The sequence below is a fragment of the Amycolatopsis sp. NPDC004378 genome, from assembly GCF_053602455.1.
In genome coordinates, this window is sequence record NZ_JBSGDR010000002.1 from 130354 (window position 1) to 153048 (window position 22695).

At 65.1% G+C, this 22695-nt stretch carries 19 protein-coding genes and 1 pseudogene; 9 read left to right on the top strand and 11 right to left on the bottom strand.

The genetic code is table 11. From position 1 onward, the window contains the following. Positions 1–86 precede the first annotated feature (86 nt). Complete coding sequence (locus ACWEN0_RS08275) at positions 87–413, bottom strand: hypothetical protein (protein WP_451970252.1); 327 nt, start codon at positions 411–413, stop codon at positions 87–89. 133 nt (positions 414–546) lie between these two features. Between ACWEN0_RS08275 and ACWEN0_RS08280 the strand changes: the two are divergent. Both ACWEN0_RS08280 and ACWEN0_RS08285 read left to right on the top strand, forming a co-directional pair. Beyond that, positions 547–594, top strand: a pseudogene (locus ACWEN0_RS08280) (hypothetical protein); the annotation flags it as partial. After that, positions 595–795, top strand: coding sequence for a hypothetical protein (locus ACWEN0_RS08285; RefSeq protein WP_451972028.1), 201 nt, complete (start codon positions 595–597; stop codon positions 793–795). A gap of 119 nt (positions 796–914) precedes the next feature. On the opposite strand, the gene ACWEN0_RS08290 is transcribed toward ACWEN0_RS08285, so the two are convergent. Further along, positions 915–1277 carry a DUF3558 family protein gene (locus ACWEN0_RS08290; RefSeq protein WP_451971941.1) on the bottom strand — a complete coding sequence of 121 codons (363 nt, stop codon included), beginning with the start codon at positions 1275–1277 and terminating at the stop codon, positions 915–917. Between the two features lie 630 nt (positions 1278–1907). Between ACWEN0_RS08290 and ACWEN0_RS08295 the strand changes: the two genes are divergently transcribed. The 3 genes from ACWEN0_RS08295 to ACWEN0_RS08305 all read left to right on the top strand — a co-directional run bounded on the left by ACWEN0_RS08295 (position 1908) and on the right by ACWEN0_RS08305 (position 3478). After that, positions 1908–2606: an LPD29 domain-containing protein gene (locus ACWEN0_RS08295; protein WP_451970256.1), complete on the top strand. Its 699-nt coding sequence runs from the start codon at positions 1908–1910 to the stop codon at positions 2604–2606. An 81-nt stretch (positions 2607–2687) separates the two neighbouring features. After that, positions 2688–2879, top strand: coding sequence for a hypothetical protein (locus tag ACWEN0_RS08300; protein WP_451970259.1), 192 nt, complete (start codon positions 2688–2690; stop codon positions 2877–2879). 245 nt (positions 2880–3124) lie between these two features. After that, on the top strand, positions 3125–3478 hold the full coding sequence (locus ACWEN0_RS08305) for a hypothetical protein (RefSeq protein ID WP_451970262.1): 354 nt from the start codon (positions 3125–3127) through the stop codon (positions 3476–3478). A gap of 234 nt (positions 3479–3712) precedes the next feature. Here the strand turns inward: ACWEN0_RS08305 and ACWEN0_RS08310 are convergent, their stop codons facing one another. From ACWEN0_RS08310 to ACWEN0_RS08330, 5 genes are all read right to left on the bottom strand, one after another. After that, positions 3713–4138 (bottom strand): peptidase inhibitor family I36 protein, encoded by a 426-nt coding sequence (locus ACWEN0_RS08310; protein WP_451970265.1) that lies wholly within the window; start codon positions 4136–4138, stop codon positions 3713–3715. 206 nt (positions 4139–4344) lie between these two features. After that, positions 4345–4947 carry an LppA family lipoprotein gene (locus tag ACWEN0_RS08315; RefSeq protein WP_451970267.1) on the bottom strand — a complete coding sequence of 201 codons (603 nt, stop codon included), beginning with the start codon at positions 4945–4947 and terminating at the stop codon, positions 4345–4347. Positions 4948–4952: 5 nt separating this feature from the next. After that, a complete protein-coding gene (locus ACWEN0_RS08320) occupies positions 4953–6704 on the bottom strand; it encodes an alpha/beta hydrolase (RefSeq protein ID WP_451970270.1) in 1752 nt (583 codons plus the stop codon). After that, a complete protein-coding gene (locus tag ACWEN0_RS08325; RefSeq protein WP_451970272.1) occupies positions 6704–7021 on the bottom strand; it encodes a hypothetical protein in 318 nt (105 codons plus the stop codon). Before ACWEN0_RS08325 ends, ACWEN0_RS08320 begins: the two co-directional genes overlap by 1 nt. Positions 7022–7501: 480 nt before the next feature. Further along, positions 7502–8686, bottom strand: coding sequence for an AAA family ATPase (locus ACWEN0_RS08330; RefSeq protein WP_451970275.1), 1185 nt, complete (start codon positions 8684–8686; stop codon positions 7502–7504). 451 nt (positions 8687–9137) lie between these two features. Between ACWEN0_RS08330 and ACWEN0_RS08335 the strand changes: the two genes are divergently transcribed. Both ACWEN0_RS08335 and ACWEN0_RS08340 read left to right on the top strand, forming a co-directional pair. Then, complete coding sequence (locus tag ACWEN0_RS08335; RefSeq protein ID WP_451970278.1) at positions 9138–9557, top strand: DUF6573 family protein; 420 nt, start codon at positions 9138–9140, stop codon at positions 9555–9557. 86 nt (positions 9558–9643) lie between these two features. Further along, on the top strand, positions 9644–10273 hold the full coding sequence (locus ACWEN0_RS08340) for a hypothetical protein (RefSeq protein WP_451970280.1): 630 nt from the start codon (positions 9644–9646) through the stop codon (positions 10271–10273). A gap of 178 nt (positions 10274–10451) precedes the next feature. Here the strand turns inward: ACWEN0_RS08340 and ACWEN0_RS08345 are convergent, their stop codons facing one another. The 4 genes from ACWEN0_RS08345 to ACWEN0_RS08360 all read right to left on the bottom strand — a co-directional run bounded on the left by ACWEN0_RS08345 (position 10452) and on the right by ACWEN0_RS08360 (position 16233). Beyond that, positions 10452–11048, bottom strand: coding sequence for a hypothetical protein (locus ACWEN0_RS08345; RefSeq protein WP_451970283.1), 597 nt, complete (start codon positions 11046–11048; stop codon positions 10452–10454). Positions 11049–11480: 432 nt separating this feature from the next. Then, positions 11481–12212, bottom strand: coding sequence for a hypothetical protein (locus tag ACWEN0_RS08350; RefSeq protein WP_451970286.1), 732 nt, complete (start codon positions 12210–12212; stop codon positions 11481–11483). 15 nt (positions 12213–12227) lie between these two features. Then, on the bottom strand, positions 12228–14714 hold the full coding sequence (locus ACWEN0_RS08355; RefSeq protein ID WP_451970289.1) for a hypothetical protein: 2487 nt from the start codon (positions 14712–14714) through the stop codon (positions 12228–12230). A gap of 871 nt (positions 14715–15585) precedes the next feature. Then, positions 15586–16233 (bottom strand): hypothetical protein, encoded by a 648-nt coding sequence (locus ACWEN0_RS08360; protein WP_451970292.1) that lies wholly within the window; start codon positions 16231–16233, stop codon positions 15586–15588. Between the two features lie 376 nt (positions 16234–16609). On the opposite strand from ACWEN0_RS08360, the gene ACWEN0_RS08365 reads away from it, so the two are divergent. Next, a complete protein-coding gene (locus tag ACWEN0_RS08365; protein WP_451970294.1) occupies positions 16610–21463 on the top strand; it encodes an AAA domain-containing protein in 4854 nt (1617 codons plus the stop codon). Next, positions 21460–22335: a DUF4145 domain-containing protein gene (locus tag ACWEN0_RS08370; RefSeq protein ID WP_451970296.1), complete on the top strand. Its 876-nt coding sequence runs from the start codon at positions 21460–21462 to the stop codon at positions 22333–22335. The genes ACWEN0_RS08365 and ACWEN0_RS08370 overlap by 4 nt, the downstream gene beginning before the upstream one ends. Positions 22336–22695: the final 360 nt, after the last annotated feature.

Below are 22695 nucleotides of genomic sequence, written 5' to 3' on the forward strand. Positions count from 1 at the left end.
AACCTCGTACCCACATGCCACGGCAACAATGCCGCCGTCATTACCATACCGATTCGGAGTTGCGACCACAGACCTTCAGGTCGCCCTCACTCCGATCGTGACCCCAACACCTTGTTGCGCAATTCCTCATCACCGTCAAAGAACTTTCGCGCAAGAACGCGCAACTCGTCACGAAACCGCATGTAGTACAGCGGGAACCACAGCAGGCCGCCCAATATGAGACCAGTTCCTATTCCCCAAATCCGCAGCCCCGCAACCTCATCAATGCCGAGCCCGTAATGAATCGACAAAACGGCAACACCTAGCGGCGCGGCAATATAGAAGACCCAGGCGGCGGGCGAAGACACGTACCCACGCCAGGCGAACCTGCGCACGAACTGATCAATATCAGAGTCATCTAGTGGCTTCATCACGCGAACAAACGATACTCCACCAGTTGCGCGCTAGGAACAGAATTCTGTTATTGCCAGCGCGCCGCGCGCGCTCAAGCCGTTCGGGCTGTCGGTCCCGCAGTACGCCGCGCTGTTTGCCCTCTCCCAGGCGCCGTTGTCGGGCGCGCAGCTCGCCCGGATCTGTTACGTCACGCCCCAGACCATGGCCTCGATGCTGGCGACCTTGGAAACCGAGAAGCTGGTCGAACGCACACCTTCCGACATCCACGCACAGGTGCTCGTCACCAAGCTCACCCGGACCGGACACTCCGTCTTCCACAAAGCGAACGAAGCGGCGCTCGCCGTCGACCAGCGGCTGTCCGCAGCGTTCACCGACGACGAGGAAAAACCTTGCGCGAACTGATGCAGCGCGCGATCAACACGCTCACCAAGCCTAACTGAAATAGCCCCGCAGCGGCAACGCGGCCAGTTGCGACCGGCCCATCAAGCAGCGATGTCATTGCATTCCCTGTCCCGCGGCTATCAGGCCCCCGCTTTCAGCGTGGCTACGACAACCTCAGCGGCCCTGCCTGCCGCCAGACAGGGTTCGGGGTAATGCGGCGACGTCGTCTGGAAGCTGGCAATGATGTCCACGGCCAGCTCGTCCCGAATACCGACGATCACACTGCAGGTGCCCTTGCCCCTCAAATCCTCAGGATCTGAGTACACCGCCGGGTAACCAGAAATCTCGGTCGGCTCGAAGAACGCGGTCTCGCCACGGGCATGCGCCGAGTAAACCCCGCTCAGACCGCCTCCTCCGCGGACCGCCAGCGCGACCTCGACGTTGTTGATCGGATCATCCGGATCTTCCCACGCGCACTTCGGGCCGACCCCTGCTTTGCGGATCTTCCTTTCGGTCCGTCAGCCCGGCGATCTCTCCACCTTGCTCCGGCGTCATCAGCCCGCACGGGTCCCTCAGGTACCGGTCAGCGGAGAGCGGGTTGAGTACCCGGGGCGCGCCGTACCCGGGCACCTGCCTGTCAGCCGCCCACGAGGACGGCGACGGGGCAGGTGCGGCCGCGCCAGTCTTCGGTGTGCTGCAGCCACCGGCCAACGGTACCGCTGCGATCACGACAGCCACCACGGAAGCGGTTTTCACAGACGTTCTTCCCTTGCCTAGCGCGACTTCGCGCAATGCGACTCGGCTTACCTCAAAAAACAACTAACACTTCACCTGCGCCGACAACATAACCCAAGAAGGCATTTAATGATGCAAATAATCTGAGACAAGTAAGACCTTCTGCGCTAGGACCATTGCTTGGCTTCCCTTTCCGCACGGCGAGCTGTTCGCCGCCGCGCGGCCGGTTCGGAGCTGCGACCGCGGGCGGTCCCCACACAGCGCCAGCCATACCCCGGCGGGGTGTTGTTTCCCCTGCGGTGATGGGGGCGTCGCAGCGTGCCTCGGCGCGCCGGGATGTCAAGCGGTAGCACGGAAACTTTTCGCTGAATCCGGCTCAGCCACAGTGTTCTCTCCTCATGTCGATCGCTGAGCCGGGCGAAAACTTTCCGCGCCACCCGCACCGCTTGACATCCCTTTCTCGCGCCGAGCTGCGAAAAAACGGCCCCCACCACCAAGGGCAAAACAACGTGAGGAGACCAAAAGTGATCAACAGCAACGACATTCCCGTCGCGAGCAGCCGATGGATCGACACCGCCGACGTCGCCAAACTCATCCGCACAGAACTCAAGAAATCCTTTCCTGGCATCAAGTTTTCGGTACGGAGCAGCCGGGCCGGCGGATCATCGATCGACATCTTCTGGACCGACGGCCCCACCACCAACAACGTCGACCGTATCATGCACGCCTTCCAAGGTGGCCGGTTCGAGAGCATGACCGACTGCCCCTACCAAGCCGAATCCTGGTACTGCCCCAACCACGGACCCCGCGTCGCCCAAACCTACGGCAGCGACGTCGACACCAACAACCGACTCCACGACTCCCGCTGCTGCGCAGCAGCCGAACTCGTGAAATTCAACACGCGCTTCGTGTTCACCCACCGCAAACTGTCCCCGGAGTTCACCGCCGAACTCGCCGCACGCGTCCGTAAAGACAGCCGCATGTCTGCTGACGGACCCCTCAGCGAACCGATCCCCGAAGGCACCCGCTGGTACTACAACATCAACTCCGACGTCCACAACGCCGTTTGGCGACTGTCCAACGACACCACCCGCTAACCAGACTCGGCTGGGGCGCGGGAACCACCCACGTCCCAGCCATCTCGCAAGCGCGCCACACCACATCTTCAAGGAGTGATCATGAACGGTTTCCCTGCCCAACCCGAGGGCCCGACCGCGGCACCGCGAGCCGCTGCGTTCCGCACACTGCGCGGCATCATCGACGAACTCGCCGAACTGAACTATCCCGGAGGCGAGTTCGAGTATCAGATCGACGCTCTCGCCGAAGCCTTCGCCGCCTACCGCCAATACAGCGGCGACCACACTACTTGATATATATCCGGCCGTAGCACTTCACCGTCGCGTGGAGAGACCAGCGACTGACGGTGCGCGGCAGGCATCGAGCCAGCCCCGCCCCGACCTCGCCGAGCGCCCCTTCACCTCACCAAGTTCGCGCCACGCACCACACCGGCGCAAAGCAAACCACACACCCACCACCCCATGGCATGGCGGCGCGGGAATACTCGACCCAGACAGTCTCGAATTACCTCAGCCACACCAGAAATGAGAGAAGCGCGATGCCCACATGGAACTACCTGCAAATACAGATTCTTCCCGAAGACCACCTGCTTTCTCCGATGATCGGACCAGGCCATCTAACCTATGACGACGCGCACACGGAAATCACCAGCATTTTGAACCGCAGCGCTGGTCTCAAACCGGATCTATTCGCTCCGGCCCTCGCGACCTGGCTTCATGGAGCCAAGGACGACACCGTCATCGCCGGTCCGTTCGTGTACGCGCTCTACCAACACGACGATCTCAACCCGCGCAAGGCGGCGACAGTCTGGCTCGAGGACTTCGCCGCAACGATGCGCTCCACCGGTCTTGACGTCCAGATCGCCGCTCTACCTGACACACCCACCAGCTAGAAGAACAGGACTTTCCACTGTGGCCGATCGTTCCAGCCGGCCGCTCGGCGCGGACGCCTGCACGCGACAGTGTCTGCCATCTCGGCACCCGCACGCCGCGGTGGCGTCCGTGGTCACATGAGGCCGTCGACCACGGACGCTCCGGCAGACGCCGCCGTCAGCCACGCCCTGAACGCTCAGCACGCCGACGAACCACATCGAGAGCCACTAAGGACGACACCTGCGCCTGGCGGCCTACTGCGGTGTGAACGACCGGATCTGGTAGCTGCCCTGCAGGTTGCCGCCCGCGACCGACGCGGTCGACCCGACCCGGGAGTTGTAGTTGGTCTGGGTGTAGTACTGGACCCGGTGGCCCGTGCCGTTCCACACCGACCGGACATTCTGGCCGCGCTGGATGAACGAGCAGTCATCCGCGGTGTTCGCCTTGCTGGCCTGCGACCACCGGCACCGGGTACCGCCGCCGTTCCAATCGCTGTAGATGCAGAACCAGCCCGACGGGCAGTCATACGCCAGCGCGCCGTCCGGAGCAGCGACCGACACACCGGCCGACCGGATCGTGGCCGTTGCCGCCGAGGCGGCCGGAACAGCGCCGAACACAGCCGCTGCCATCACCGGCACCACCGCGAGAACACGGGCAGATCGCATCAGGAACTCCTTCAATTCTTGGATGAATAAATGGAGAAGAGCAGGACCGCATCCCGGATGCCTTCAGGCAGGAAGATTCGGCCCCGCAACAACCGTGCCGCAGATGATCAGCGCCGTCGACCGGCCACATGGAGGACACACGATCACCAACGAGTGGATCACCGGCTCACATCACGTAGCCACCCGGCAGCCAAGCACGCCACACTCGGACCGAACAGCCACTACTGGGTCGGCGGTACCGACGGTGTCCCACGCGTCTTCGCCTGCGGCGTCAGGTGACAACCGGTCGTGACATCCAAGATCACGTTCCGATCCGCACCGAACGACAAGGACGCGCCGAACGCGTCAACCAGCGTCAGCTGATAGTTGCCGGGGGCGTCGGAGGAGAGCGCGACGGTCGTGAAACCAGCACCTCCAGCGAGTTCGGTGACGGTTTTCTTCGCCCCGACCCAGAATCCCGGTTGCGGCGGGCTGGGGGCGTACCAGAGCCCGAGGTGGGTTCGGGATGCGTCGTAGTCGTCGAGGTCGGCGAACTCCGGTGCGCAGCTGGTGGTGAGCTCGTTCGGTTTCTGCTTCCACGGCGCGACCCCGTGGGTGTGCTCGAGGGTGTCGCGGATGGTGGCCAGCAGATTCGTGTAGGTGCCGACCATTTGGTCGATGGTCGGTCTGCGGGCGAGGCTGGCGAACTGTTGCTGTCGTTCGGTCATGGTGTCTTCCGGGGTGGCTGGTGGTGTCGGTGACCGTGTCCCGCACGCCGCGACCACCGCGAGTAGCGCGGCGACGACGGCGAGGGTGGCGATCGGGCTGCGCTGTGGTCGGGTCATGGCGGTCAGTTCCCGGCGATCGCGAGCTGCGGCTGACCACTGACGATCGCGGCGATGTTGTAGACGCTGGTCGAATCGGCGGTGCCGGTGAACTTGAGGTACTCGCTGTGCCCGGTAGAACCGAGCGTCGGCGGACCGCCGAGCGGGGCAGCCGGGTGCGTGGACAGCCGCTGCATACCCGGGATGTCGGTCGGGTCGCTGCCATACCGGCCACCGGAGAGGGTGCCCACGTCCGCGACCACGTCGTCGTCGGCTTTGAGCGCGTAGGCGTGCCCGTGGGGGACCTGCAGCTGGTTCAGCTCGCCCGCGGGGCCGCCGGTGGTGCCGACCGGATTGTCGGAAATCCCGGGGGAGCCGAAGAACACCGCGTCGTCCACGCCGGTGTTGTTGTGCAGCGAGATCCCGGTGGTGAGCGATCCCCATGAATGCCCGAGCGCGGTCATGTGCGGATCGACCGGGCGGGACGCGTTGATGCCCTGGTCGAACCGCGCCAGTTTCGCGCCACCTGCCTCGGCGCTGCCGCCGGTGATCAGATCCCCGTAGTTCCCCGGATCCACGTTGGTGGCCGGCGGTTCGTAGCCGAGCCACGCCACCGTGGCGACCGTCGCCCCGGGGTTGCCGCTGCGCGTGAGCAGCGCTTCGGCGGTGGTGCCCACGTGCGCCATATCGTTGACGTAGCCGGTGAAGGTGTGATCCACCGCGGAGTTCATGCCGGGGGTGAAGATCGCGACGTGGTCGGCGGTGTCGATGTTGCCGTTGGCGACTGCGGCTTTCGCCTTGTCTCCGGACATGTCCAGCAGCAGCAGCTGCCGGTCCGGGTTCAGGGTGCCGTCCGGGTTGTGCATGAGCTTGCTGACGGTGTCCAGAGACGCGAGCTTGGCTTCGACCTGCTGCAGCTGCTGGTATTTGGTGCTGGGCACGTTGATGCTGTTGTGCAGCGCGCGCGGGTCCCTACGCAGCTCGTCGGCCTCCGCTTGGAGCCGGCCGCGTTCCCGCTCCAGCATCGCCAGGTTCGCTTGGTTGCGGGCCCAGCCGGCGATCCCGTCCCGGTTGCCGATCAACTCGGGGTGCTCGCGCACGAACCGCTGCTGCTGCGCCGGCGAGAGCGCCGACCACCAGCCCGCGTTCTGCGTCGGCGTGCCGTCCCCGGCCGGCGGGTCCATGATCGACAGCCCGGCGTGCGCTTCGCCGAGTGAACCGGCCCAGGCCACGTTCGTGGTCTGATTGTCGTTGGCGGCAGCGTCGATGACGTGTTCGGACAGAATGCGGTCGAGCACGGCGCACACGTCGGCGTCGATGTCGCCGGCCTGCCGCAGCGCCTGGGTGACCCGGTCGGTCAGCTCGGCGGCGACCCGCTCGCGTTCGCGCCCGACATCCTCACGCTGCGCCTCGGGAATATCCGGGGACACGCCGTGGTCCTGGATGTCGCCGGTGTCGGCGATGGTGAAGTTGTTCGCGGCGGCGAGGTTGTCCGCTTCGTGGACGGCGTGCGCGACCCCGGTCAGCGCATCTCCGGCTTCGGCCAGGGCGCGGCGGCCGGCGGCGATCTCGGCGGCCCATTCCTCGAGACTGTCGATGATCGCGTTGCCCTCATCCGCTGCGGCGGTCGCGGCGTTGCCGACCCACCCGTAGGGGGTGTTGAGGTCACGGACGTCATCGGAAGAGGCGACGAGCTTGTTGTACTGGGCGTTGAGCGCCCCGATGGCGTCTTGCAGCGGCTGCGGCTTCCACTGCCGCAGATATCCCCAGGTCAGCATCACACCGCCCGCGGGCCGCGCGGCGCCGGGATCGTCGTCAGCTCGTGCGCGGCGGCCGACTCGTTGCCCTCATACAGCTGCGCGGCCGATCGGGCGGCCTCCGACAACCGGCCGAGCCGGGCTGTCAGATCACCACGCCGGCGCTGCCAGCAGCCACGCAGAGCAGTCAGTTTGCCCGGGCACTGGCCACCCGGCATACCGGCGTCCCCGGCCGGCAACGCCCCCGAGCAGTCGATCGCCGCGAGTTCGTCCGCGACCCGGCTCGCCGCGCTCGCCACGGCCAGAACCTTGTCGATCACCACCTGATACCCCGACATGCCCGACACCCTCCCCAAAGTGTGGCCCTGCGTGATCGCGATGTGACGCTACGCGCCGCGTCCTGATCGGACAACGGCCCCACCGGGACTGGATCGTTCCAGTCCGTGGTGTTTAACCCGTCCGAACCAAGAAAAAGCGAGCACGCGAAAATGCGCGTGCATCTGCGCACGTAAAGCCGTCAATTCAGCTACGTGCGATGCCCAAATCGCCAGCCGTATCGAGTTCGTCCACCTCGCGCCGAAGCGCGTGATTCGATCACGAGCCCAGCGGGGGACAGCAGCGCTCGCTCACTCGCTCCTTGAACGCTGATATCAATGGTGGTGGCCAGCCATTGACAATGGCCACCAACGCCGCCCGGCGAGTGTCCACTCACGCCACGCGTTCACTGTTCAGGATGACTGCCTGACCAAACCGGAACCGCGCCGGCCATCAGCTAGCCCGGCGGGGCATGTTTCCCGCAGGGCTAACCGACAAAGCGTCTACATAGTCACGGCCACCGCGGCGGCGGCACCATCGACATCGGGAATCGCTCCGAATCGCCCCGCCAGATACGCCCGCTCCAAGTTCTGCGACGTCCGGACCCGCTCCCCGGCGAACTCCGCCAACGCGCCCAGCCGCGTCGCCCCGTCCGCGGTCTTCTCGGTGAACCACACCTCGTCCCGATTCAGATGATTCAGCAAACTCACGTCATGACAGGTCAGGACAAGCTGCGCGCCCCGAGGATTGGTGACCGAACTCTGAAACAGGCCGATCACCGCCGCGGACACGCGCGGATGAAGCCGTCCTCCCAGGCCGTCGATCAGCACCAGCGAACCGGTCTCCAGCGCTGCCGCTATCGGCACCACCAGGGCGCACCACGCCCGGACCCCGCCAGATTCCTCCCCTACATCGACCACGACCGCCTCGCCGGCGACACGACGCGAAACACCGGTCATCCGCCAGGCCGCATCCGGCGTCTCCCGCGACCTCTCCACAATCACGTCATCGATGCTGTCGTCGACCAACCGCGCCAGCTGGACTGCGAGGGCATGACGTTCCGGCATCGCCTGTGGGTCGCACCAGTGCATCTCACCGCCAGTTCCGCGGCCATCCAGCACGGACATAGCGAGCAGGTCAGCCGTGAACCCTGACACCACCGGGACCTGCCAGCGTCGCGCCACTGACAGCACCAGAGCGCTGGGTGTCAGCAGCTCCCGCACCGAGGAAAGCCGCCCCATCCCGCGCTGGATGATGAGCTCGTCACCGTCGCGTTCGAATACCCGCCGGCGTCGCCCCTGCGGGTAGTGAAACAGCGCCTCGTAGCGGACCGCGTCGCGGTCGAACTCAAGAACATACTCACAACGCACCCCGTCGATCACCGAGTCGATCGTGAAACCGCAGCGGCCATCCTGCTCTGCGGCGAGGGCGTGCGGCTGGACGGGGATGCGCTCATCCCAAGAGTGCGCGCTGTCGCGGACAGCGTCACGCAGCCACGCGAGCGCGGCGAGCACTGTTGATTTGCCCGATCCATTCGGGCCGAACACCGCGGCGACCGTCAGCACGCTCTCACCCACGCCCAGCACCGGCCGAGCGGCTTCACGCCCGCGGTCAACAGCGACCATCGACAGCTCGACCGGATCCAGTATCGACCGAAAATTCCCGACTTCGAACCGAATCAACACCACACACTCACCCCTCGTTCATCACATTCAAGGTGACTATATCTCCTATTTCGTCAAAGAGAAACGAAAACACGCTTTTATTGACAATAAGATTGCCAATAGAGTTCCGCGTCTCCAGGGGCGCGCTCACAGAACGAGTCTTCGGATCGTCGGCGACGAGCGAGGACGCGCCCGCGTTGCGGTCGGTATCAACCTGCAGCTGCGGCCACAGGACTCCACGACGCCCTTGGGGCGTTTTCCTGCCACAGCGGTGGGGGCCTCGAACCCTGCGTCATCGCGCCGGACTGTCAAGCCGCAACAGAGAAACTTTTCCGCCGACCTGAACCGCGCACCCCGCCACAAAACTTTCCCCGCTCCCACACGGCTTGACAGCCCTCTACCGCGACGACACACGAAAGCGCAGCCCCACCGCGAGGGCAAAAAACGTTGGTAGAGAAAGAAAGGACTCAAAGCCATGACAACCCCATGGGACGACCTGCCCATCATCGACGTCTACACCCGAGCCGACGCGATCAACGACGGCACCCTCATCAACGCCACACCCGAACTCCTGCGCAACGCCGGCATCCGCTACCCCCTTGCCTACACCGCGGCCGCCTACCAGGACTGCATCGCCTGGACCAAACAAGACGACACCCGCAAACGCACCAGCCAAGACCAGGCCGGCCGGGAATGGGACGTGCTCACCGCAGCCGCTCAAGCCATGCGCGCAGCCCGTGACCTGCACGCCGACATCATCGGATTCACCGTCCTACGGGTGCCCCGGGAAGGACGCGGCAGCACGCCGCGCCGAGTCACCCTTTATGTCCACAGCGGACCCGGCGACGACTCAGCGCCCGTCCTCACCATCATCACCAGCCCCGACGAGCTCTAACCCCTTCCACACGCCACAGCAGTGGGGAGCCCCGCCGCGCCAGCAACCCGGGCGGGCTCCCCACCTCCACCGCATAGGAGCACACCATGAACCACACCGCGAACACCAGCCAGCAGATCACCCTCCGCGACCCGTACGGAACCGCGACAATCACGACCGACAGCAACCCCGACACCGGCCGCGTCCTCTACCGCGTCACCGCGCCCCGCATCAGCGGAACCCTCACCCTCTACCCGGTCGCCGACATCACCACCGGCACGCTGCCCATGATCACCGGCACCGGCGTCGACTTCGGCAACACCCTCAACGACACCACAACGCACCGCCGCTCATGGGCACCCTGCCCGGACCCGCTCACCATCAACAAAGTGCAGGTCGTCGGCACCACCCAAATCATCACCCACGAGAAAACCGAACACAGCATGCTGCTCGTCTACGGGCTACGCGCACAAGCACCCTTGAACAGCGAAGCACTATCCGACCCAGGACAAGACCGACTCGACGCGCTCATACGCGCCCTCTATCCGCACTGGCACGCCCGCGACGACATGGACACCCTCACCACAGCAGTGATCCGCATCGCGGCCACCGCAGAAGCCCGGCAAGCACGAACCGACGCCGACCGCCGGCAACGCGACATCGACCGACTCACCGCCGAACGCAACCGGCTCTTCGCCGACGCCGACACCTACCAACAACTCGCCAACCCCACATAAAACGTGGCCGCCGACGCCAGGGAATCAACCCCGGCGCCGGCCCCACACCTGCCTACCTGGACCGGCCGGCATCGAACCGGCCACATCCAGACGAGGGACAACCCCTCGCGCACCCCCGCGCGAGTATCTCGCCTTCCAGCGCCACCGCGACGCACCTCTTCACGGGGCACAACGCCGTTCACAAGAACCACGTGTCGTTACTGCGACCCAGCAGCCACCACAACGCCGCGTCCACACCGGAAAAGAAATCCCGCTTCACCTCAGGCCGATACAGAAACCCGGTCGCCAGATGATGCTCGGCATCCACCCGAGCGGCCGTTGGCCGGGAGCCGTTCCACCGCTCCCGCATCGACGGCGTCAGCTGCGCGTATCCCTGCGCCCAGCCCAACGCGTGAATGGCCCCGCGTGTGAGCTCGTTCTTCTTCTTATCGACCGCGCCGTGAAGCAAGGCGGCAACCTCAGCGTCCGGGCGGAGTTTCGGAGCGGGATCGGCGATCCCAAGACCCGCGACAACCTCGGCCGAATCGATCCCGGTCTTCTCCACGATCCCGAGCGCGATACTCGACGGCCACGGATACGGCTCGGACACCGCAGTGAGCCAGATATCCGGGGCATCGCTCGTGGTCTCGTTGCGCCACAGCTGCGCATAGAAACCTCCCGTGCCCGGATCCCAGCCCCACACGCTTTGCTGTTCCCAGCCCAACAGGAAAATGCCATCAGTCAACGACCGGCCAGGACGGGCCTCGTGGTTACGCGAAGGACTCGGAGTGATCACAACGGCCAGTATGCCAGCCAACCACGCCGCCGACGGGCGTACTGCGGAGACTGCCCGCACGCCTGCCAGGAGCTCTCCAACGCCGCTCAGGAAGGGAACCGCTGCAGCCGAAGGACGGCGGCTCACCAGCGTCGCGCCGCGCGAAACCGTTCACGTCAATATTGCCAACCGCCGCCTTCAGGCCCGAAAGTGGCGTTACAGGAAATCGAACAGGACAACAATGCAGCTATCGACGTCAACAACGCCTTGATCTCAGCGGAAGCGCTCAGGCAGAACTACCAATTCCCCTCCGGCGTCTCATTGACATCCTCGCGGCCCGTTCGCCATACAAACCGAGCCGAGTGGCCGCCCAAGCAATCGAGCCCACACGCGCGCAGCACTTTCTAGACGCAATTGTGCTCAAGCAAGGTGATCGAACTCTGCCAGGAAGTCTTACCACTCAGATTCGTCACCGCTCCACCCTATTGACCATCCCATGGTGGCTAGTCGCTCAATCGCGGAATCCATCATCGGCCGCCCTGGCTCCTCGCGGTCGTACCACAATGACCAGTTCACTACGATGTCTATTGTTAACGCGTCGTATTGGTTGACAACGGTTAACGCAAAAGGGAAAGCCTCCGGCATGCTTTCCAGTGGCCCAGCTATCCACGCGCCAGTTTCTCTCCACCGAACCGGGTATTCGAAGTGGTAGTTGTTGTGCTCGATTTGCAAGCCGACACCTTGCGCGAGAATCATCTTTTTCGGGAGCATGATATTCATAACCCGAACATGCAGACGATCCCATTCCAATTGTCCGTCGACACCTGCCGAACTGCCTACTGCCGCTTTCTCGCGCAGCCAGGAATTGGCGAGATCGGGATCCAATCGCCTGGACGCCGCAACGTTCACCGTCGTGACATCGCCATATGCGGACCCTGCGGCGAGTTCTGCTTGGATCTCGTGAACGCGAAGAAGATGCTGCGACCAGGTGAACTTTCCCGCGTCGTCGACTGATTCTAAAGCCACTTCGATAGTCAATGGTTCGATAAAATCGCGCGCGAACAAAAAGATGCTCTCGATCGCCGCGTCAGCCAGTGCGAGATTTTGATTTGAGTTTTTCCCCCCCAACCCTAAAGTGCCGAGAATGTGAACGCCATCGTCGTCCCTGCTGTGAATCTCACTCAAAGCCGCCCGCCTTTACTATTGCGCCTCTTGAACGTGCCACGTAGCACCTTTCTTACACAGAGTCACCACGCGCCCACTGTCCTGGTGGACCAGACTCACTTTGTCCAAGGCGTGAAAGTAGGTTTTACTAGTAAGCCGTTCAGCCAGGAGCTGATACAGCGTGGTAATTTGAATTACCCTTCCATCATCATTGGCTGTTATTCGCACGCTCCCGTCGTATCCAAGGTCCGAAGTTACGTTTCCCCCTCGCTTCCGTCCTTTTCTTAGCCTCAAATAGACACACGCCTCGAGCTCTCCAGGTATTTCATCGTGGATATTCTTGCGCTTGTTGACCTTTTTGACGACATCGGAGATCGTGGCTGTAATGTCGTTGACCGTTTTAACCGGCTCCTGGATGGATTTCACCTCCACGCTGCGGGTGATCATTCCATCTGATGCAGCCTCGGCGATGTCGAAGCTTGCCGAAGGTTCGCCTTTTGAATTGACCTTCGTCTTAGCGTCCTCGTTCACACGAACGGTTGCCGCAGGGTTTTCTAGCGCCATCCGGCGGGCAGTTTCAAGCTCGAGAAGCACGTTGCGAAACTCCCTCGGCTTCTTAACCGAGTTGTAACGCATCCATTCTCCGAGTCCTTCGATGCGCCCTTCGTCTTGCAGCCGGGCTGCTGCCTCAAGCTGATGCAAAGCGGAATCTTCTAGAAACTTGTCGAGCCCTTCCTTTGGCAACACGCCATCTGATAGTGCTTCAGGCCATGCCGCGACCGTCAGTACGCGCATCAGCCGGTCGTGCGGGTGCCACGGCAAGCTCCTGCGCAACCCAGGGCAATAGACCCAACCATCGGGATCCGTCCGCCGGTAAGGCACAACCTCCGCGCCCGAGCGTCGCCCCGGTGACCCAAGCTGCAACCACTCGAGCGCGGCGTCCGACCACACTGCCCGCCCACGGCCTCCAGCAGGCAGTAACCAGCTGTCATCCGCCCCCTCCATCCGCACGTACCGTTGCCCCTGCCCGTGTGCTATATCCTCGTCGTCGCGAGCAGCCCTGGCCTTGGCCCACCACTGCCTCACAGCCTCCCAACGCTCATATCGCGCGCGACGAAGCCGGCCTCGCCACAGCCCAGGCTCCGGTGGAACGAAGTTCGCAGGCAGCCCGCTCAGATCACGCTGCATCAACCGCCACGGACGCCCCACAAACCGCAGGCCCACGCCGCCCAAGAGCAACGTCACCAACACCATCACCGACAGCTGCGCAAACAGTGCGATATCCGAACTCATCAACGCGCGCAGCACCACCGCATCGACACCCGCCAGCACCGACAACACCAGCAACCCCAGCGCCACCGATCCGGCGACCTTCGCGACCCGCCGTAGAGCGTCCGGCTGCACCAATCCGACCAATCCAAGCAGCGGAGACAACACCACCAGCAGCCGGAGCCCGAGCTGCGAAAACAGCACTATAAGCTTCGCTACCAGCAAGAACACCGCATAACACAGTGCCTGCCCCAGCGCCAGAAAACCCGCGCCGAACCGGCTGCCCCCAACACCAGTGAACGCGTCCGTCGCGGGCCCGAGCTTGCCCGCAGTGTCGGTATAGGCAGCTTTCTTACGCTCGATCACCGCCGGGTCGACATCCGCGCCAGCCCGCAGCTCGTCCCACGTGAACGCCTGCGCATCCAGCAGCACCAGCCCATACTGTCGTGCCTGCGGCGCATCCGGCGACCCGAACTCACCCCGCAACCACGACCGATACACTACCTGCTCGAACAACTGCTGTGGTGGCTCATCTCGCGCGGCAGGGTCGTCACTGTCGCCGAACACGCCGGCCTGCATGTCTGTGGTCAGCTGCATCACCGTCGCGTCCCACGGCCCGACCAGCCGGAATAACGCCAGTGACGAGCTCGCCAGCCACAACCCCGCCAACGCCGACACGCCTCGTCGGCTCACGCCAGCGAGATCACCGCGCCAGGCACGGACCAGCATGACGAGCGACAGCAGCAGCGCCACGACACCCAGCAGCTGCATGAACACGTTGCTGTACACCCGCTGCGCGCCAGCCTTGATCGCATCATCGATCGGACGCAGCAAACTGTCACCGGTAATCGCGTAATGCATGCCATTGGTGGTGGCAACCACCACCTTCGCACCATTAAAGAACGTGTTACCCGCCCACGTATCCAACGACGAGCCCGACGAGGCGACCCCTGCCAGCGGACTACACGACGTGTCGTAGGCGTACCACACCATGCCGGCATAGCCGTATCGGTCATACGCCGTGGCCGCCGTCTTCACCGAATGCTCGCTGTCGACCACCGCAACCAACCCAGCGGTAGGGCGCAGCGGCTCAGGGGCCTGCCCGCACCCGGCAGCGTGAGCGACCGGCGCAACCAGCAGCACCCGAAACCAGACCAAAACAACCACGGCCACCATCGCGACGAGCCGGATCCGCACACGCTGCAGCTGGCAAGTTCCCACGCGCATGAGCAGCCGGGCCGTTACCCGTTTCACGACGTCTCGGCGTCGCTGACTACCTCAACGCGCCCCTTGCGACACCTTCGCGATGTTCGCCGACCGTGCCCTGATCACCATGTAGACCCCCTCACGCCGCCACTGCCCCTCGTCACAGCTACACCACAAAGAGTAACCAACAACGCCATCCGGGGGAAGGTCTTTGCGTCTCTACGGACCTCCACCTAGTCACAAAGGCCTCCGGGAGGCCGGTGCAGATGTCGCGATCCACACCGAAGCCGGAGGCTCTCCACGCCAAGAGCATCCGATCACCACGATCGCAACCTTCCCGGGCACCACACCTAGGCACGCGTGCGACGTGCCACCGACACCTGTCGCACATCACCCGACGGAGGACACGACGTGCCACGACTGTTGTGTCGAGAGTTTCTTTTCTTGTTCAAGGCGCGGCCCCTGCGGGGCCGCGCTGCCGGGACGGGCACCCGGGGCATGCGGCCTGGCGGCCGGTCCCCGGGGCCCGCCCGGCAGCGGGCTCCCCGACAAAGATCACAAGCCGCGATCGGGTGACAGGCGCGCTGTGACCGCCTATCCGCGCTGGCCGCGGCATACGTTCAGCCTGCGGGCTCGGCCCTGCTCTCCCTCCCCCTCGGAGCAGGTCGAGCCCGCCACGCAACTAACGGGCGCCTGAGATTCGGCCTCGAGCGGCTCTTACTCGTCCTCGCCGGACCTCTCCAGACGCGGCGGTCCTACGTTGTCGGGATCGACGGTCAACACGCTCGGCGCTACGAGTTCATCGCCGACCCACACCGGTGCGCCCAGGATCTGCCGCCGCTCGTCCCCCGATAGTGGGTAGCGCCAGCCCAGCACGTCGAAAGCAGGCGGTACACCACCGGTCCCACCAGCCCAGATGTCACGGCCGGGGCAGAAGGACAGCGACCTCCTTCGCCACACGCAACGTGTCCGCGCCAGGATGACCACCCACTGCCGCTGCTTCCGCCACCGTCACCTGCGCACCGTCCACGGCCGCCGCGAAATACGTTCCGTCGAACGTGGCCTCCGGGTGACCGACAGCCGCAGCGTTCTTCGGGGTGATCGATCCCGTCCCGTTCCGGGTCACCAGAGCTTTGAGCTGCTGCGCGGTATCCGAATCGGACGTTCCGATCCACGAGACCGACACCGCGACCGTGCCGCCCTTGCCGTTGGACACCGCCGCCGTCAGCCGCTGAAGCCCCGTGCACGGATGCCCAGCGAAAAAGCCGCGGACCTGGCCGTACGAACTGGCTACGCACGACCTGCTGGATTCCGGCTTCGCGTGCAGCTCACGCCAGCACAACTGCTGCCACGCCGTCGTCCGGTGGCCGGCCTCCGCCTCAGATTTCGCGTCCCCGCTGCTGGCCTGACACGAGCCGGGTGCCGCGCCGGCGAAACCACCGTTCGCATCGACGGTCACCGCCCCCGCGATCGCAAGCCCCAGAACCACCGCTACTGCGACTCCACCCCCTTTCTTAGGCGTGAGTGGATAAACCTTGCCGTTTTTGTTTGTCCGAAATTCCGGCACCGAGCCCCTCCCCGTGGCACAACCCTGTGAGCTCCGACACAGCGCAACACTTCACGCTCAACGGAAGAACAGAGGATTGTGCACAGCACATAGCCGTGAGCGCCACCACAACGCTCCAACAATGGCCGAACGGCTCAGCGGCGACAGCTTCGCGTCCGCGGCTCATCGCACTAAGCACACTGTCGGCAGGCCAGCAGATGCACTGATCACCCCACTGGCTCAGACGTCTTCGCGGTTCACGACCACAGGGGCGACATAGGGTGATCAACAATGCCTCCAAGTTCGTGAGGGATTTCCCCCATATCCGCCTCGCACTGCAGCTGGCATCGCATACCCGCCAGGTTCCTGTCGGACGGCTGTATCGACACGGAAGACATTGCAGAGATCTACCGGCGGACCTGGCTGCCGCAGAGTCTTCGACGTCAATCGCAATCCGCGAACGACCAGCAACGTCGGCGCTAGCGAGCGCACTGCCACCCGCCCCCCTACACGAGTTGACCGGTTTTTGTCACGTTTCTGTCCACACCACGTGAAGTACGCGCTGCGAGCTGCACCGCAGCACCGGACACCTCAATTCGCCGCCGGGCAGCCTGCGATTACTGCAAACGGGGGTTACCGGCGCGTTGCCAATTGCGTCAGCTGCGATCGGCAGGGAGGCTGTCCTGTTGATCACTCCCAGGGGAAGGTGACCATGGCCGCACCTGCCAGCGACCGCGACGTACTCGACCAAACCATCAGCCTCATGGACTTCCTCGCCGAAGTCACCGACGCCGCCAACCGCGACCCCAACCGCGACATCACCGCCGACGAAGCCGACGCGCCCGACCCGCTGCTCTGGCTCGACCACCTTCCCGACGGCCTGACCCTGACCCCGAAAGCACCCGATGACGTGCTGCTGCGCGTCCGGCCACCCAAAACCATCCTCGAACCGCGCCCGCCCGCGGCGCTGGCCGGGTGGATCGACTCGCCCGAAGCCCGCGGACCGGACAGCCAGCCACCCCGCCTGCTCACCACCGGCCCCGCCGACGTCGACCAGGAACACGCGATCACACCACCGGCCAGCGTCCGGCAAGCGTTCGACCGGTGGCTGGCCCAGTGGCGTGAGTGGAGCCGGGACCAGCTGCGCTCCCGCGCCCGCCGCGACCTCTACGAATCTCTCGAACGTGCCGCGAAAACCCTGGAACAGCAGGACGACGAGTACGAGTTCGTCCTCGCGGTCGGCCTGGTCCGCTGGCACACCGGCGACGGGGACGAGATTCGCCGGCACCTGATCACCGAACCAGTCCGCCCGCAGCTGTCCCGCGACACGGCCGAGGTGACCGTCTCGTTCATCGGCGGCACACGCCGATTCGAAGACAAAGCCCTCTTCACCGAGGTCGACGGTTATCAGCCCGACCGCGGCCGCACCACCCGCCAGACGATCCTCGAGAGCGACACCGGTCTGCTGGACCCCGGGCTGCTCGGCGACGTCGAGGGCTGGCTTGGGCTCGCCGTCGCCGACGGCTTCACCTCGCTGCGCCGTCCTGAGGATGTCACGGGTGAGCTGCCTGACCGGCTGGAGCTTTCGCCGTCGCCGGCGTTGCTGCTGCGGCCGCGCAGCCGGGAACTGCTCGCCGACACCTACCGCAAGATCGCCGCCCAGCTACGCGAGCCTGATGCGCAGGTGCCGGTCGGGCTGGCGCAGCTGGTCGCCGACACCGAAGCCGACACCCGCGGCCGCTGGCTCACCGCGCAGAACGCCCCCACCGGCGACATGCTCGGCGAGGACCCGCTGTTCCCGCTGCCGACCAACGCCGAGCAGGAACGCGTGATCGACCTGCTCCGGCGCGAAATCGGGGTCGTCGTCCAAGGCCCACCGGGAACCGGCAAGACCCACACCATCGCCAACCTGGTCAGCGCGCTGCTCGCCCGGGGGATGCGGGTCCTGGTCACCAGCCAGAAAGACCAGGCCCTCAAGGTGCTTCGAGACAAAATTCCCGCGGATCTGCGCAGCCTCTGTGTCCTGCTCGCTGGGGGCAGCAAAGACGCCGCCAAAGAGCTCGAACGCGGCATCGACGCGCTCTCGAATGCGATCGGCTCGACCGAAACCGCGGGCCTGCCCCGCCGGGCCCAGCAGCTCGCCGACGAACGCCACAACCTCCTCACCCGCAGCGCCGAGCTCAACACCCGGATCCGCCAGCTGCGCGAAGTCGAATACCTCCAGCATCCGCCGGTGGCCCCCGGCTACAGCACCAGCCGCTACGCCGGGCCGCTGACCGACATCGTGCACGAAGTCCAGGAACACGCCGCGGCCTACCGGTGGATCCCCAGCGTCGATCTGACCTGGCCCGACAAGCCGCCACTGGTCACCGGCGACATGCTGGAGCTGCTGACCCTGACCCGCCAAGACAGCCCCGCACGGCGGATCCGCGCCGGGCAGCAGATCCCCGAGCGCCGCGAGCTACCCGACGCCGGTGAGCTCGCCGACATCATCGCCTCCGAGCAGCACGCCCGCGACACCGCGCACGCCGACACCAGCACCCTCACCCAACGCCTCGCCGCGCTCGGCCCGGAGGTCTTGGCGCATCTGCGTGGTCTCGGCGACCAGGCCCGCACACAACTTCAGCAGCTGGGCTACGGCGAGGACCACACGATCCCGCCGGCGCGCGGCTGGGTCGGGATCGCCGTCGACGACCACCTCGCCGGCCGGCATCACGGACTGTGGCGGCGGCTGTATGCCGAGCGGGAGACCGCGGACCGGCTTCAGCAGCAGATGCGCGACCTGGGCCTGCAGTTCGCGGTCGAGCTGCCCCCGGTCGGGAACTACGGCATCGGCAAAACCCGTGGGCTGCTCAACAACGGCCGGGCGTTGCGCGACTACGTCGCCGGTGGCGGCAAGATCCGCAAGTTCGCCAAGTCCGCCGCGCAGAAACAGGCCGAGGAGTTCTTGACGGTCGTCACCGTCGACGGCACCGCACCGCAGAACCTGGCACAGATCAACGCCGCCCTTTACCGGCTCGAAGCCGAGGTTGACACCGTGCAGCTGGCCGGGTTGTGGGGCGAGGCTGGTGTGACGATCGCCGGCGAATCCCTCACCCGCGCTCTGTCCGAGCTGGCCGACAACACTCGAATGCTCGACCACATCGTGGCCTTAGCCCAGATCCACGGCGTGTTCCGCGAAACACTGCTGCGCGCCGCCCTCTCGATCGACTTGTCGACCGTCACGGCGTTCGTCCGCGCGATCGACGCCGTCCCGGCAGCGCTCAACTACGTCGCGTTGGAGCAGGCCCGGCACCAGGTCGCGGGCCTGCAACAGAAAGTCGCCGCATGGGCGGCTGCCGAGAACGCCTGCTCGGAGCTGGCGTTGCTGGTCAAAGCCGTCGCCGACCGTGACCTCGACGCCTACCGCACCGGCCTGGACGCACTCGACCTCGCCCGGCACGACCGCGCCGCCGAGCAGCGCCGCGCGCAGCTGGCCCGCACACTCCGCAATGTTCACCCGGCCCTGCTGGAGCTGCTCGAAGCGACCGCCGACGACCCGACCTGGGACCAGCGCCTCGGTGAGCTGCCGGCGGCATGGGCGTGGTCGAAAGCCGAGCAGTTCATCTTCACCACCCGCAACGCCGAGGACGAACGCCGGCTGGTCGCCGAGTTCGACGTGGTCGAAGACCAGATCCATCGGGTCACCGAACAACTCGCCGGCGTCCAAGCCCTGTCAGCCTGCCTGAACCGGATGACCGACGCCCACGCGCGGGCGTTGCGCAGCTACCGCGAGCACATGAGCCACGTCGGCGCCGGTGGCGGCAGCAAAGTCCGCGAATACCGCAAAGCCGCGCGCCAAGCGATGGAGAAAGCCAAGGACGCGGTGCCCGCGTGGGTGGTGCCGTTGCCGAACCTGCTGGAGAACATCAGCGCCGTGCGGGACTCGTTCGACGTCGTCATCGTCGATGAGGCCAGTCAGGTCGGGGTCGAGCAGTTGTTCCTGTTGTGGATGGCGCCGCGGGTGATCGTGGTGGGCGATGACAAGCAATGCACCCCCGGTAGTAGCCGACTCGGCAAAACCGAGGCGCTGTTCGACAGCCTGCACGAACATCTGTCGGGGATTGATGAGGAGATCCGGCTCAACTTCACCGCGAAATCCCACCTCTACGGGCTGCTCACGGCCCGGTCGGGGAGGGACGCGGTTGTGCGGTTGCGGGAGCATTTCCGCTGCATGCCCGAGATCATCGGCTGGTCGTCGACCCAGTTCTACGGCGACGACGACCGGCCCGGGCTCATCCCACTGCGCGAACGCACCGCCGCCGACCTCGAACCGCTGAAGGTGGTGACCGTCGAGGGCGGCTACGTCAAAGGACGCGACGCCAGCCGCCGCAACCCTGCCGAAGCCCAGCGCATCGTCGCCCAGATCGCCGAATGCCTCGACGACCCGCGCTACGACGACAAGAGCTTCGGGATCATCGTCATGCAAGGCACCGGGCAAATCCGGCTGCTGGAACACGAACTCAACGCCAAGATCTCGGCCGAAGACCGCCAGCAGCGCAAGATCCGAGTCGGGATCCCCGCGAACTTCCAGGGAGACGAACGCGACGTGATCTTTCTGTCCATGGTCGTCGCCGACGAGCCCCGCGCCCAGCGGGCTCCGATCTTCCAGCAGGCGTTCAACGTGGCCGCCAGCCGCGCCAAAGACCAGATGTGGCTCTACACCTCCTTCGGCATCGGCGACCTCAAACCCGACGACCTGCGCGCCTCCCTGATGGGCTACATGCTCGCCCCGCCCTCGGTGTTCGGCACCTCCCCAAGCCTGGAGGAAGTCAGCGACACCACGAGCACCGCACCATTCGAGTCCCTGTTCGAACAGAAAGTATTCCGGGAGATCAAACGCCGCGGCTACTTCGTCGTCCCCCAGTACGAAGTCGGGTCCCGCCGCCTCGATTTGGTCGTCGTCGGTGACGGTGGCCGGCTCGCCGTCGAATGCGACGGGCACCTCTGGCACACCGGCACCGCCCAGCAGATCTCCGACGCCCGCCGCGACCGCGAACTACGCCGCATGCGCTGGGACGTCATCCGGATCCGCGAAAGCGAGTTCGAATTCGACCCCGACCGCGAACTCGAACCCCTGTGGCAACGCCTCGACGAACGCGGCATCCACCCCGACGACATCACCGACACCACCCAGCGACCCGACGACTGGACACCCGTGACCCTGCCCGACGACGACACCGACACCACCACCGAGGGGAACACCCTGTGACCAGCACGACCGAACGCCCCAGCGACGACGTCCTGGTGGAACTGGACGACAACGTCCTCGACCGCCTGGCCCTGCTGATCTGCGGCGACGACGGCTCCAAGCACTACCGCACCGGCAGCGAGATCACCCGGTTCTTCACCGCCGCCGGCTGGCGCCGCGTCAAAGACCTCGACGGCGGCCGCTACCGCGCGGTCCTCGAGACCCTGCGCAGCCGCCGCAAAGACTCCGAAGCACTCAAAGCGGTGCTGCTGCGGCTGGCAGACCCCCGCGAGTACCTCGACGACGACGAAACGCGTGTCGCCGTCCTTCAGGAGCTCAACGAACTGCTCGCTGTGGAGGGCTACCAGGTCATCTACAAGTCCGGCCGGCCTGTCCTCATCGCGCAGACTCCGACGATGAACCGGCCGGCGATGCAGGCCCCGGTGCAGCTGACCGCGAGCCTGGCCGATGTCGTCAGTGACGCGGCGTTCGGCGAGCAGCTCACAGCCCGGCTGGATGAGGCGCAAGCCTGCTGGGACCACGGCGCGCCCACCGCGGCGATCATCATGCTCGGCAGCCTCCTGGAAGGCGTGCTCTACGACGTCGCGCTCAGCCAGCACAGCGACGGCCCCGCCCCTACCGATCATCTCGAGAGCCTGATCAATCTCGCGCAGGCGAAGGGCTGGCTGCCCAAGGACGTTGTCGACTACGCCCACGTGCTGCGCAACCACCGCAACCTCGTGCACCCGAAAAAGCAGTTCACGCAAGGGTATTCGCCGAAAGACAGCACCGTCCGGATCGCCTGGAACGTGGTCGTGGCCACGATCAACGACCTCGCTGCGCTCAAGAGCCCGCCCAGCAACGGGGCTGACGCCAACGGTCGCGGTCAGTAACCCGTCTCACGCCATCACGCGAGGAGGACGGACATGCACTGCGGCTAATACTGCCTGGAAGTGCGCAAAAACAAGAACGGGACGGTCCCGAAGCACTCCGGCGAAATCGAAGTCTTCGGATGGGCCCAGAAAGAGTGCCGAGGCTCGAGAACAACCGACTACACCACGCCAGCACCGGGTCGAAGGTGCCGCCGACGCGCCAGAAACCCCTGCCCCAGCTGTGGCAAGACGCTCCGCGTGAAACAGGACGGGCGTTTTCCCGCACGCACCACAAGCGGTTCAGAATGCGGGGTGTCGAGAGCAAACAGGTAGCTACTCAATGGCATAGCGAGCCCGCGGACCTCCGTTTACCGGGCACCT